This window comes from Pseudoalteromonas sp. CnMc7-15 (genome assembly GCF_022347925.1).
Classification (GTDB): Bacteria; Pseudomonadota; Gammaproteobacteria; order Enterobacterales; family Alteromonadaceae; genus Pseudoalteromonas; species Pseudoalteromonas ruthenica.
Genome location: NZ_JAKRFT010000010.1, coordinates 1 through 13742, shown reverse-complemented (window position 1 = coordinate 13742; position 13742 = coordinate 1). Strand labels below are relative to the sequence as shown.

The 13742-nt window shown below is 43.0% G+C and carries 12 protein-coding genes; 8 read left to right on the top strand and 4 right to left on the bottom strand.

The window, feature by feature from the left end; all coding sequences use genetic code 11:
- Positions 1-51 precede the first annotated feature (51 nt).
- A complete protein-coding gene (locus MHM95_RS18150) occupies positions 52-1554 on the bottom strand; it encodes an SIR2 family protein (RefSeq protein WP_239385954.1) in 1503 nt (500 codons plus the stop codon).
- Positions 1555-1638: 84 nt separating this feature from the next.
- Positions 1639-2580: a hypothetical protein gene (locus MHM95_RS18145; protein WP_239385953.1), complete on the bottom strand. Its 942-nt coding sequence runs from the start codon at positions 2578-2580 to the stop codon at positions 1639-1641.
- 198 nt (positions 2581-2778) lie between these two features.
- Between MHM95_RS18145 and MHM95_RS18140 the strand changes: the two genes are divergently transcribed.
- The 5 genes from MHM95_RS18140 to MHM95_RS18120 all read left to right on the top strand — a co-directional run bounded on the left by MHM95_RS18140 (position 2779) and on the right by MHM95_RS18120 (position 6474).
- A complete protein-coding gene (locus tag MHM95_RS18140) occupies positions 2779-3069 on the top strand; it encodes a hypothetical protein (protein WP_239385952.1) in 291 nt (96 codons plus the stop codon).
- A gap of 256 nt (positions 3070-3325) precedes the next feature.
- Positions 3326-4399, top strand: a complete 1074-nt coding sequence (locus MHM95_RS18135) for an IS1595 family transposase (protein ID WP_239385951.1) — start codon at positions 3326-3328, stop codon at positions 4397-4399.
- A gap of 130 nt (positions 4400-4529) precedes the next feature.
- Positions 4530-5060 (top strand): ATP-binding protein, encoded by a 531-nt coding sequence (locus tag MHM95_RS18130; RefSeq protein ID WP_239385950.1) that lies wholly within the window; start codon positions 4530-4532, stop codon positions 5058-5060.
- A gap of 3 nt (positions 5061-5063) precedes the next feature.
- A complete protein-coding gene (locus MHM95_RS18125; RefSeq protein ID WP_239385949.1) occupies positions 5064-6119 on the top strand; it encodes a hypothetical protein in 1056 nt (351 codons plus the stop codon).
- Entirely contained in the window at positions 6097-6474 is a 378-nt protein-coding gene (locus tag MHM95_RS18120) for an ASCH domain-containing protein (protein ID WP_239385948.1), read from the top strand. The genes MHM95_RS18125 and MHM95_RS18120 overlap by 23 nt, the downstream gene beginning before the upstream one ends.
- A gap of 72 nt (positions 6475-6546) precedes the next feature.
- Here MHM95_RS18120 and MHM95_RS18115 read toward each other — a convergent pair whose 3' ends face one another.
- A complete protein-coding gene (locus MHM95_RS18115; RefSeq protein WP_239385947.1) occupies positions 6547-8169 on the bottom strand; it encodes an endonuclease in 1623 nt (540 codons plus the stop codon).
- A gap of 295 nt (positions 8170-8464) precedes the next feature.
- On the opposite strand from MHM95_RS18115, the gene MHM95_RS18110 reads away from it, so the two are divergent.
- Genes MHM95_RS18110 through MHM95_RS18100 form a run of 3 tightly spaced genes read left to right on the top strand, consistent with a single transcriptional unit; the run spans position 8465 to position 12797 of the window.
- Positions 8465-10276: an assimilatory sulfite reductase (NADPH) flavoprotein subunit gene (locus tag MHM95_RS18110; protein ID WP_239385946.1), complete on the top strand. Its 1812-nt coding sequence runs from the start codon at positions 8465-8467 to the stop codon at positions 10274-10276.
- A gap of 36 nt (positions 10277-10312) precedes the next feature.
- Positions 10313-12031, top strand: a complete 1719-nt coding sequence (cysI, locus tag MHM95_RS18105; protein WP_239385945.1) for an assimilatory sulfite reductase (NADPH) hemoprotein subunit — start codon at positions 10313-10315, stop codon at positions 12029-12031.
- Positions 12032-12056: 25 nt separating this feature from the next.
- Positions 12057-12797 carry a phosphoadenylyl-sulfate reductase gene (locus tag MHM95_RS18100; protein WP_045979512.1) on the top strand — a complete coding sequence of 247 codons (741 nt, stop codon included), beginning with the start codon at positions 12057-12059 and terminating at the stop codon, positions 12795-12797.
- A 26-nt stretch (positions 12798-12823) separates the two neighbouring features.
- Here the strand turns inward: MHM95_RS18100 and MHM95_RS18095 are convergent, their stop codons facing one another.
- Complete coding sequence (locus MHM95_RS18095) at positions 12824-13282, bottom strand: RNA-binding protein (protein ID WP_239385944.1); 459 nt, start codon at positions 13280-13282, stop codon at positions 12824-12826.
- Between the last annotated feature and the right edge of the window lie 460 nt (positions 13283-13742).

The window sequence follows — 13742 nt, the reverse complement described above, 5'->3', positions numbered from 1 at the left end:
AACCTCCTAATGTCGCGTTATTGGCTTTTATCATAGTAGATAATTTAGATGTCATTCTTCTACGCCATATTTTTTTAAATCATATAGGCATAGCAACCTTCTATACTGAGTATCTACTTTTTTGTCCATACTAATCAAGAACTTTGCGAAATCATCAAGTTCTACATTGCCATTGTGGACAGCCCAAAAGATAGCATTTAGCTTCTGAGCTCTAGATATGCCCTCGTCGTCCATGATGGACTTTATATTAGAGTGCGCAGAGACACATCCTTGACTTAACCCGTTAAAAAAGCTCAACAGCTTATCTTTTTGTTGCTGCTTTAGTTCGTCTGTTCTCTCTATTTCTGGGCAAATTTGACTAAACGCGAAAACTGGGAACCATTGGGTGCTACTAATGGTAATCTTGTTTATCAATTTAAGTAGCTGGGCATTGGATTCATCAACGATACTAAAATAATTCGACATCATCTCAGACGCGTTTTGAAACTGATAGCTGATGGTGTTCTTGGATCCGATGGCAATAATCTTGTCGCTATTACTTATTGAGTCGAGATCCTCAGTAATATTTACTTGGATATTTCCACCCGCGTATATTTCTTTTACTATTCTTTGAACTTTTCTAATGTCCATTGCCGAAATAGGTAGCGATAGTTCCGACAACGCTCTATAAACTTCAATAAAATCGTCAGTTTTCACTTTATTGATTCGAATAGTTGAAAACCCTTCCAAGTCTATATCATGCTCACATATCTCATGCGATGAAGAGCCTTCCTGGTACTCAACAAGCAAAAAGTTATCTCTTATTCTTGCTGCATCCTCTGAATTGGGTTCAACATAAGTAAAAATTGTTTTCAGCAAACTTTTAATATTATCGTCCCCAATAGCGTAACCGATGAATATAATCGGGTTATGGATAAATATTGAAAGTAATTGAGCTCGAATTAATTCGTACTTTTCTTGAAAACTTTCATAGTCACTCGATGTAATTATTATTTTTGATGGGCATGAGTTACATCCATGAATTTTATATACTGAACCGTAAGGGTTGCTAAGCAATATATCGTTACCTATCAATGGGTTAAAATCAAAAAGGTGCTCGATTAATTTATCGTAGTTGGTCGTAATGATTGAACCGATGTTTTTCCGGATTTTCTTTAACTCGGAAATCTCTTCCAGCTTCTCTTCCTTGAACTCTAAAGAGGATAAAAGCATTGAGATATATATTTTTAGCCGGCTAAGGTTGTTACCGGCTTCCATCTCCTTATAAAATATATCATTGACTTCTTTGAACTTCCCATTCCGATCTTGTCGAAGTGTCTCATTAAAATCCTCTTCAAGCTGATGTGCAATTTTCGAAAAATCATATCGCCCATCGATTTCACACTTTGACTTAAGATCAAGGTAATATTCAGGGCTTCCTTTCAATTCCGTTGCTATTTTTTTGAGAAGGCTATCCCATGTATATGAATTCTCTAAATATCTCAAACTAAAACCCGTGCCAATGAATAAAACGGGGTGATTACGGTAACTTGATATAAATTCCCTTATTTCCATAACTTATCCAGATATTTTTAGTTAGCCAAAACCAATGTAACACGCAATAAAGAGACTGCATACAAGGGGGGAGATGGAATTCTCTCAGGGGAGCTGTGATAGAAAGTTGATTCGTTCCTTTGCTTTGCGAAGTGTATTTAACTTTTTAACAAGCAGAGATAAGTGAGGAAACTCACCAACCCCATTATTCCTATATTGCTCCATTTCCCAGATAATTTTCTCAGTTTTATTGATATGGAAGTAAAAAAGAAATTGCCTAGCTTGTTGGTGAGTCGAGATGAGGCCTATTTTTTGGGCAATGCCTAAATAATAAGCGTCGAGTTCAATCGTCTCTGGAACGCTGTAATCTGGTTGTTGCCAACGTGTTATTTGCCGAAGATTAAAAGTGTGTCTGTCAGGGAGAACCACGTATTTCTTAAAGTAGTTCCATAGCTCGATACAAAAAGGCCTAAAGGGTCGATGCTGGCAAAAAGCAAAAAACAGCCGGTATATTGCTACATCTAGGGAGTGTACATAAAGCCCCAATTTATTGGCTGAAGCATCTCTAGCCAAAGCAATTAAAAAAGCAAACCCTTCACGATCACAATGTTTCTCTATGGCATCTATTTCACTATGGCGAGGATATCGTCTTTTAAATGAATCACCGAAAGGGGCGTCTTTCTCAAATACGTGTTTTTGAAATCTGATTGGCATGTTTTTATAAAACTCAGTCCAATATTCGCTTCCCAGCTGTCCTGCAAATAATGCGCTCCACAGCGGTGAATACCAAAGTTCAACAAGGTTGTTTGCAAGCTTAGTACTACCATGTTGGGTTTTTATCTTATTTAGGATCAAGTTAATTGTGCCTGGTGAAGGTGTCTTTTCTCCTGCTATGAATCTTTTCCACTTGCTGCTCGCCCGACGAGTACCTTCGAAATAATAAGAAAGTTCCGGACCAAAGAGTTCTATACCCAACTCATCACACAGGTTATGCATGAATATCTTTGTCTGGATAACTTCAACAGGGTTACGTTTAGGACGTGCCATAAAAGTTTCGCAAATTGCCTGCGTAATTGTGTCAATTCAGTTTCATCAACGTTAAATAACACACAGTCACGCATAAACACAAAATAAACTGGTAAAAATGCGGATCGAAACTAACGCTATATATCTTTATAACTTATCCCAAATTATCTATCTTTTCCGCTAAAGTAATGTGTACAGGCGTTAATAGGCAGAGTAGATATGGTACAAGGTAAAGACATCGATCCTGTAGAAATACTAGCGGAAGAGCTTAAAGATGATCTAATGCAGCTATACGGTCCTATGATATATGGAAAGGCATTATACATGTCTCTAGGATACGGAAGTGGGGATGCTTTTCGCCAAGCAGTTAGCAGAAAGTCGGTACCAGTGCCTGTTTTCCCCATTGAAAATCGCAGAGGAAAATTTGCTTTAACCAAAGATGTTGCATTGTGGATAGCTAAGCAACGTCTAGACCTACGAGAAGAAACTAAGGAGGAACATATGAGTTAGTGGTTATAAACCACAATAAATTCCACTGAGGCTAAGAAACACAAAAGCCAAAGTTGCTACTAACAACCTTGGCCTATCTTGGCCTATTATGTAGTATCAAAAGTTTGAGTCGCCTTTGATACTTTCATTTTGTGCCCTTCTTATAAAAAAGTCAAATATTGGCTGACTTCGTTCAGTCGATGCGAGCTTGTTTGCCTCTGAACTTAAGATTGGGATGTAAAACTTTTTACATCCAGACAGTTAGAGGGTGATTACTATGTCACAACACTTTTTATTATCTAAAGAATATCGAGATATTAGTCTTCATGGCTTACTGCGAATGACGGATGAAGAGCTATTTGAGTTTGTTCGAAAGATCTGGTCTGGTAATAAGACCGCAATGCCATGCACAAGATGTGGAGCCATCGACAAGCATTCGTTTCTTAAAAGCAGGAAAATATGGCAATGCAAACATTGTAATAGAGGTTTTAGCTTAACTTCCGGAACGGTCTGGGCTGATATGAAACTGCCATTATCCAAGTTAGTGATGATCATCCATCAGTTTTGCACTAGTGCCAACGGAATCTCTGCCGTAAAAGTTAGTGAAGAAGCGGGTGTCACACATAAAACGGCATGGGTTGTGATGCATAAATTGAGAGAAACGATCATGCGTTCAGTAGATGAAACCTCGATGTCGGGGGAAATTCATATCGATGGAGGGCATTTTGGCGGTAAGCCAAGGAGCGGTCAATTCAGACCATCTCAAAAAGCAAGATGGGCTGCCGCAGCTGATAAGCTCGCAGGTAAAACACAAGGTATCAAGCGACGAGGTATCAGTCGAGCGAACTACGAACGTAAAAAACGAAATAGAAGGATTGTAATGGTTGCCCGGCAAGTTGTTCCTGGTGAAGGGGCCAACAAAACCAGAGTGTTTTTAAGCTCGGGTGAAAATGAAGCAATTGCAAAGCACATTGCTCAGAATTGCATTTCTAAAGGGAGCTTAGTGCGTACTGATGAGAATAAAGCATATGAGTCATATGATTTACGGTTCCAACATGAAACGGTCGAGCATTCCAAAGAATATTCAACCATAGATGGAGTAAATAACAATCAAGCGGAGTCTTATTTCAGCAGGCTTAGAAGGTGCGAATACGGGACAACCCATCGAATGCAAGCTGCCTATATGATTGACTATGCACATGAGATGGCCTGGAAGGAAGATTGGCGAAGAAAGTCAGCCTGTGAAAAGCTGGTTAATTTATTAGAGCGCTCTTTTAGCATCGGACTATCGCGGTGGTGGCGGGGTTATTGGCAAGGCTACCGGCGAAATGACGAAATGTTAATGGCCTGACATTTATCGGGGCTATCATGTTACGTGTGATAGCCCTAAATCCACATCAAATATTTGTTAACAATGCATTGACAATAGATGGAGGCTTTAGTTCTATATATATGTTTATACCGTATATGGAAATGTAGTGATGAAAAGGAAAGTAATATTTATTGGCGGCATTCATGGTGTCGGCAAATCTACCCTCTGCAATAAACTAGTTTCTGAATTAAAAATCCCCCATTATTCAGCCAGCGAGCTGATAAAGAGGGCAAAGCAAGGCCTCTTTACCAAAGACAAAGCTGTCGCTAATGTATCAAAGAACCAAGATGTTTTACTGACAGCCTTAAATGAGTTTGTGGACGAGCCTCATTTTTTGTTAGATGGGCACTTCGCATTGTTTGATACGAATCATAAAGTTCAACTAGTGCCAGAAGAAACATTCGTATCTATTGAGCCCGTGGCTATGTGTGTTCTAACTTGTGATATTAAAGTAGTACTGGAGAGAATTGCCGCAAGAGATGGCATACAACACGACAAATCAGCATATGAGGACCTGAGTAATAGTGAACTAGAACATGCAAAGTCTGTAGCCGAACGACTAGGTGTTCCTCTTTTTATCCACGATACCAATAACAATACACTAGAGCTGACTCAATTTATCAGCACCCACTTGGAGTAAGCTATGGAAAGCCTTCACTATGCGCCTTTCAGGCAAATTAATCTACAGGATTCTTTTTTTGATACATTGCGAGCTGATTATGCTGAGTTTCCTGCTTGGTTCTCCCGCAAAGCAGAGCAAAATGAGTGTGCATACGTATTGGTAGACGGGCATGCTATTGATGGATTCATGTACTTAAAAGAAGAAATGGGTCCTATTACCGATATTTCTCCAAACTTACCACCTGGCAAGCACCTGAAAGTTGGTACTTTTAAGTTCAACTCACATGGAACACGCCGAGGGGAAAGATTTATTAAAAAGATTTTTGACCATGCGCTAGCACAAGACGTTGATAGTATTTATGTTACTGTATTTGACAAGCATCATTATTTGAAAGACTTATTTGCCAAATACGGATTCACAGTCCATGGTACAAAAAGTACCCTTAATGGCACTGAGTCAGTTATGGTTAGATCTATGCGCAATCAGCTCGGCTCCACACTTAATACTTATCCCTTCGTTAAGCTAAGCCAAGCGAACCCATATCTATTATCCATATACCCCCAATTTCACTCAAGAATGCTCCCAGACTCTATCCTGAACAACGAGACTCACGATGTCATTCAAGATGTTTCGCACACGAACAGTATTCATAAAATATACATTTGCGGCATGGATATGGTGTCTTCATTTCGGCCAGGAGATAATATAATCCTATACCGTACTAGTGATAATAAGGGCCCCGCTCGTTTTCGCTCAGTCGCTACCTCGATTGGCGTTGTTGAGGAATACAGAAATATAAGAGAGTTCGAGTCACTACAGGCCTTCTTAAAGTATTGTGCGCCGTATTCAGTGTTCAGGGATGATGAATTAATACGTATATATAACGAAAAAAGATACTGCCACATTATCAGATTCACTTATAATGCAGCCCTTTCCAGACGTATTACTCGTGGTCACCTAATAGACGAAGTCGGGTTAGATGAGAGTGAATACTGGGGGGCTATGCAGTTAACAAACCAGCAGTTTAGGCATATTGCTAGTTTGGGAGGAGTTAATGAAAGTCTTATTGTCGATTAAGCCTGAATTTGTAGATAAAATTCTCGAAGGCACAAAAAAATTTGAGTTTAGGAAAAACACCTTCAAACGAGATGGTGTTAAAACAGTAGTAGTGTATTCAACTATGCCTGTAGGTAAAGTTGTCGGTGAGTTTGATATTGAAGCCGTCATATCCGAACACCCAGATCTACTGTGGCGCCGAACGAAGAAAGCTGCAGGCATTTCTAAACAGTTTTTCGATGAATACTATTTAGGCAGGGAAAGGGGTACAGCCATCAAAGTTGGAAATGTTGTCAAATATGAGCGCCCCTTATGTTTAAGTGAGCTTGGTGAGAATATCACCGCCCCTCAATCATATAGATACTTACCCGTGTAATACGTAAAAAGGAGAACATCAGTTCTCCTTTTTCATTTATATGCAACAGCTACATAATAGCGTTGTGAACGACTATTGCCAAATCAGGGCTGCAAACTCGGGATGATCGATATAAGGGTTACGATTGCCTTGGTGGCTGTAAGCGCCGTTATTGCGGTCTATTTCTGCTTGAGAGACTGGGTCTTGCTGATGCCACTGCAATAACATCGTCAGTGCCCATGAGCTGAATACTTGATTGCTGCTGCCATCAAGCACGGCACTGCCATAGGTCGAATTGTTCTTCCAGCCGGCAATACGGTCTTGATAGCGTGTTGCCATGTAAAAGTGGGCACGTGCAAAGTCGCCCTTGAATTCATCAATTGGCTCAAACACCGTGCCACTGTAACCTAAGCCACTGCGCGCGGCGCCTAATTTTGAACCATTGCTGGAAGTGTAGCTAGCACTGCCGACCTCGCCAAAAGGATAACTTCCACGTTTGGCATTTACATAGCCATCAGATGCGAAAATATGGTGTACGTCTGAGTTCATGGGCTCAACCTTGCCACCGAACCAGCTCTTTGGAAAGCTATGCTCGCGGTTGTAGCAATCACCCTCTCGACTGTAGCTGCCACATTGGTCGTTGATGCTAATGAAGCTGTGTGAGTCAGTGCTTAAAGGACGCTCTGAGTAGCGATCGAGAATACTGTTGTCATTCTCATAATAGCTGTCTCGAGCGTACTGATCATAGAAACCCCAAATGGCACCATAACCCTGATTGGCATGGTTACTGATGAGGTTATGTAGTTCGGTTTTTAAGGCATATCCGCTTAACCCTGAAGCTGAGCTATAGTAACCGTCGACTGGAGGGGGCTCTACTGGGTCGCTGTCGCCAAGGGTAAACGATGTGGCTTGCGAATAGGTGAATTGCCCGCCACTGGCTAGTACGGTGCTGCCATTACTTAATTCGTAAGAGCCAGAGCCTTGTCCACAACACATCCCATCGCCATAGCTATCAAAAATGGTGAAGGTATAGTCACCATCGGCCAAGCACATGTCTTCATTGTATTCTTGGTTAGATTGGTAGCCACTGCCATTGGCGACGTTGCCCCCTTGTTGGCTCAGCTCCCAGCTTGTTTCACTACCATAGTTATCGGTGTGCAGAGTTAAGGTGACAGTGTGCTCACTGCAAGAGCCTGTTGGTGGTTCACTGTGGCCGTTGCTCGGAGTAAATTCGTCGATATAAACCACTTCACTGCCATCAAAGCCACTGACATCATAAAAGCGTAAGCCAACTTCTATCTGACCACTGCTAGTAGCAGTATAGGTATAGCTTAACTGTTGCCATTGATTTATTTGTGCTGGATTAGAATAGTTTTGATAGCCATCAACGTACAGCCGAGCACGCACGTTGCCTTCGGTGTGTTTAACCCAAACGGCAAATTGATATTGCTGGCCGGCACTTACATCAATACTTTGTCGTAGGTCTGTACTGCTTTGTGAGCCGGTAGTTATGCGCACCTTCGCGCCATAGCTGCCAGCATATATATTGGCAGACTCTTGACTCACTTCAATACCAGTATCGATCGTGATCCACCCGGAAGGAACATTCGCGTTCCAAGCCTCAAACCCACCATTGTCCAATAGCTGAGCTTGAGCAGCGAAACTAGTTGTGGACAGTAGCGTGAGCGCCACGATGTTGTGTGAAAAATTTCTCATTGTTATACCTGTTGATTCTTTTGGTTATAAATTGTGCCGAAGGAGTATTACCCCAAAGTGACACAGGGTAACTATAGTCGTTGATCCGTTAAATTGTTTTTGTTGGATAAATTCTAATTTCATAACCAAATGGAATAACAAAGCAGATTCTATTCTTTTTTCCAAGCGTCGCTCATAGGTATGCTTCACGCTAACAAAAACCCAAAAAAGTGACTTGGGTTGCCAACGTAGTACGAATTTAATCAGCCACCGCAAACTTAAATGGTGGCGTTTTTCATGGGTCAGAGGAATTAAAATGTTGTTAAACCAGCTGCATGCGGCTGCAAGCCCGCTTACACCTGAACAGGTGCAGAAGCTCCAAGGTTTGGTGGCTGAACTTAATCCAATTCAGCAGGCGTGGGTCAGTGGTTATCTCGCTGCCAACGCAAATACTGCAGCCATGGCTGGTGGAGCTGTGAGTGCGCCCGCTGCCACTGAGGCTGCTGCTTTAACGATCCTTTACGGATCGCAAACGGGTAACGCGAAAGCGGTGGCCACACAACTTAAAGAGCAAGCCCAAAGCAGAGGGTTAGCCGCGAAACTAGTTAGTATGGCGGACTACAAGCCTACAGCATTAAAGAAAGAAAAATTTATTAGCATCGTTGTTTCTACTTATGGTGAAGGCGAGCCGCCAGAAGATGCTGAGGCCTTACATGAATTTTTAACCACCAAAAAAGCGCCAAAGCTCGATGACGTTAAAATAGCGGTCCTTGGTTTAGGCGACTCAAGCTATGAGTTCTTCTGTCAAACGGCGAAAGATTTTGAAGAGCGCTTAGTTAAGCTCGGGGCGCAAAGCATTTACCAACGCGCTGATCTGGATGTTGACTATGAAGATCAAAGCGAGACCTGGATTGCTGGAGCCCTAGATGCATTTGAGCCTGAGCTGAAAGCGCAACAAGGCGGCGAGGCAAATGTGGTGAGCATGCCATTTGGCGCTGCGAGTCCAGCGGCAAGTCAGTACAACAAGAAAAACCCCTTTGCAGCTGAACTACTGACTGTGCAGAAAATTACCGGCCGTGACTCGACTAAAGATGTTCGTCATATTGAGATTTCACTGGAGGGGTCAGATATCACCTACACTCCAGGTGATTCATTAGGTGTGTACTTCTTAAATGAGCAAAGCAAGGTCGACAAGGTATTGTCACTCTTGCAGCTGGATGGTGCTACGCAAATAACGCTCGGTGATGAGAGTCTCAGCCTACGTGATGCGTTAATAGAGAAGTTAGAACTCACTCAGTCTTACCCAGGGTTTGTGGAAAAGTACGCCTTAGCTACTAACACACCAGAGCTATTAGCCCTTATCGAAGATAAAGCGGCGATGCGTGAATACATTGAAGCGCGACAAACGTTTGATGTGATTTTCCAGCATCCGGCACAAATTGGTGCTCAAGAGTTGGTTGATTGCTTGCGCAAGGTGCAGCCGCGTTTGTATTCCATTGCCTCGAGCCAAAGCGAGGTTGAGGACGAAGTACACCTTACCGTTGGTGTCGTTGAGTTTGACGCCTTTGGTGAGAACCACCTAGGCGGCTGTTCAGGGTACTTATGTCGTGTTGCAGAAGAAGGCAGTGAAGTTCGCGTATTCACTGAGCACAATGATAACTTCCGTTTGCCTAGCGACGACAATACGCCAGTCATTATGATTGGCCCAGGAACCGGCATTGCGCCATTTAGAGCGTTTTTACAAGAGCGTGAAGCCCGTGACGCACAGGGCAAAAACTGGCTCTTCTTTGGTAACCCACACTTTACGCAAGACTTTCTGTATCAAACCGAAATTCAGGGTTATTTAAAATCGGGTTTACTCACTAACATTGATGTTGCCTGGAGTCGCGATCAGGCTGAAAAAGTGTATGTCCAAGATCGTCTGCGTGAGCAAGGTGAACAACTCTTCGCATGGCTAGAGCAGGGAGCTCACCTGTATGTGTGTGGTGATGCGAACCGTATGGCCAAAGATGTTCATCAAGCTTTAATTGATGTCGTGAAAACTCATGGCAACAAAGACGACGAAAGTGCTGAGCAGTACATTAAAGATTTACGCAGCGCCAACCGTTACCAAAAAGATGTTTATTAAGCGCACTCCGTCAGCGCAAATAATGTAGGAATTGATATGAGCGACTACAAGCCAAATAGCAAGCATGACCCCGAGGCGAAGTTTGCTGACAACGAGCGTCTTAAAACGCAAAGTAACTTTTTGCGTGGCACCATTGAAACTGATCTTAAGGATCAGATCACTGGTGGTTTTAACGCTGATAACTTCCAGTTGATCCGTTTTCACGGTATGTATCAGCAGGATGATCGCGATATTCGCCCAGAGCGGGCAAAACAAAAGCTAGAGCCATTACACAACGTGATGCTACGGGCGCGGATGCCAGGCGGTATTATCAAGCCACAACAGTGGTTGGCCATCGACAAATTTGCTGATGAAAAAACCATGTACGGCAGTATCCGTTTGACGACGCGGCAGACCTTCCAGTTTCACGGCGTGCTCAAACCTAACATCAAAGATATGCACCAGATGCTCAACAGTGTCGGTATCGATTCTATCGCTACTGCGGGTGATGTGAACCGTAACGTGTTGTGTACCACAAACCCAGTAGAGTCTGAGCTACATCAAGAGGCTTATCAGTGGGCTGCGAAGATTTCTGAGCATTTGTTGCCGAAGACCCGAGCATACGCGGAAATTTGGCTTGATGGTGAAAAGTCAGAGAGCACAGATGAAGAGCCTATTTTGGGGTCTACTTATCTGCCGCGTAAGTTTAAGACGACGGTCACTATTCCACCGAATAATGAAGTGGATGTACATGCCAATGATTTGAACTTTGTAGCGATTGCTGAAAATGGCAAGCTTATTGGTTTCAACGTACTTGTGGGCGGTGGCTTAGCCATGACTCATGGTGATGTGAATACCTATCCGCGTAAAGCAGACGACTTCGGCTTTGTGCCTTTAGAACACACCCTAGCGATTGCAGAGCATGTGGTATCAGTACAGCGTGACTGGGGTAACCGTGTAAATCGTAAAAACGCGAAAACGAAATATACCTTAGACACCTTTGGTAGCGATGCCTTTAAAGCGGAAGTTGAAAAGCGTGCTGGCGTCAAGTTTGAACCAAGTCGTGACTATGAGTTTACTCATCGTGGTGACCGTTTTGGTTGGGTTGAGGGCATCGATGGTAAACACCATCTTACTTTGTTTATTCAAAATGGCCGTATCCTAGATTTTCAAGGTAAGCCTTTAAAAACAGGGTGCCGAAAAATTGCTGAAATCCACCAAGGTGATTTCCGCATGACTGCAAACCAGAACCTTATCATCGCCGGTGTGCCTGCACAGCAAAAGGCCACAATAGAACAGCTGGCGCGCGAGCATGGCCTGATAGATGACGGCGATAGTGAGCAGCGCAAAGCGTCTATGGCCTGTGTGTCATTGCCCACATGTCCGTTGGCGATGGCAGAAGCTGAACGTTATTTACCGAGTTTAATCGAAAAAACGGAAGCCTTACTAGCCAAGCACAATGTTGCCGATGAGCACATTATTTTGCGCGTGGTTGGTTGTCCTAATGGTTGTGGTCGAGCCATGCTCGCCGAGGCTGGTTTAGTGGGTAAAGGGCCGGGTAAGTATAACTTTTATCTCGGGGGCAACCGAGAAGGAACACGTATTCCTAAGTTGTATCTAGAAAATGTCGGCGAAGAGACTTACTTAGAAGCCCTAGACGAGCTAATCGGTCGTTGGGCCAATGAACGCGATCAAGACGAAGGGTTTGGTGATTTTGTTATTCGCCAAGGCATCGTTACTGAAGTCAAAGTATCAAAGACAGATTTCCACGCATAACTAAGTGCGGGAATGAGGACAAGTCATGAGTGATTTTAAGCACATTTTAACGCTTGAAAAAGAGCAGCAACAAAGCTTGCTAACCGATATAAACGGAATACTTGCGGACAAAACCCCAGAGCAACGTGTTGCGTGGGCGCTGGATAACTTGCCAAGCACACCCATGCTGTCCTCCAGCTTTGGTATTCAAGCGGCGGTGATGCTGCATATGCTAACGGCGCAAAAGCACGACATTCCCGTAGTGCTGACTGATACAGGGTACTTATTTCCAGAAACCTACCAGTTTATAGAGCAGATGACTGAGCGCTTACAGCTTAATCTAAAAGTCTATAAAGCAGCTATCAGTCCCGCATGGCAAGAAGCTAAGTATGGTAAGTTGTGGGAGCAGGGAGAGGCTGGCATTAAGCTTTATAACCAGATCAACAAAGTTGAGCCCATGACCAGAGCATTGAACGAGCTGGAAGTAGGTACGTGGTTCAGTGGCTTACGTCGTCAGCAGTCGAGCACTCGCCAGGACAAAAATGTGGTTGAAATTAGTCGCGGTACGGTCAAGGTTTATCCTATATTGGAGTGGACGAACCGTGATGTATACCAGTATCTAACTAAACATGATCTGCCGTATCACCCTTTGTGGGAGCAAGGCTATGTTTCGATGGGGGATGTGCATACTACTCGTAAACTGGAGCCGGGTATGAGCGAAGAGGAAACGCGCTTCTTTGGCCTCAATCGAGAATGTGGTTTGCATATAGATGGTGATGGAATATAAAAAAAGAGGGCTTAAGCCCTCTTTTTTTATGCGTTGCCTTCTTGCTTTTGCTTCGCTTCTCTAACTTTCAGAGTCCGTTCTTGGTACTCATTGTCATTCAGTTTATCAATTATCTTATCCGCATCTTTCAATGCGACTTCGACAAAACCAAAACCTCGGCGCTTGCCTGTGTGTTTATCTTTGAGTAATCGAACACTGAAAACAGTGCCATGTTGTTCAAATAACTCCTTAACCATATGCTCGTTTGCACGGTAGGGTAAGTTACCAACATAGAGTGTTTTCGTATCGGCTACATCGGCATCTACCGCATCATGCTGCGGTGACTGGCTGAAAGCTAAGGGAGCGAAACCCGCCAATATAGCGCCTAGCGCAAATGTAACGGCTGGTGAAAGCTGCAGCTGAGGAACTGCAAATTGCAGTATAAGAAAACCCAGAACAGCGATAGAAACTGAGATTATAATTGCTTTTAAATTAGGTGACGTCATTGTGATCTACCAAATATACATAGAATAAACATAAAATTAACAAAATGCAGTGTGTTATCTTAACGACATTACAACACATAGCAACAAGTAAAGCGGGAAACTTCGGGTTTTATTGCTCAAGCTCAGTATAGATGTATTAAAAATGAGCAAAAAACACATTTTTGTTGCTAAATTGAGCGATCAGAAAAGATCTTTAAAAAAAAGTGTTGATCTCATTTTCGATCTCCCTATAATGCGCATCCATCGACACGGCGGACTGCTTACAAACAAGCACTTCAATGAGTCAGGTGAGTCAAATAAAACTTAGTTTAAAGTGAATTAAAAAACTTGAAGTTAAGTGTTGACACAAAATCAGGAAAGCGTAGAATGCGCAGCCCTGAACGGGAGCAAAGCTTCCGAGGCGAAAGCCTAAAACGTTCTTTAAAAATATGAAGCAATCATCTGTGTGGGCACTCGTACA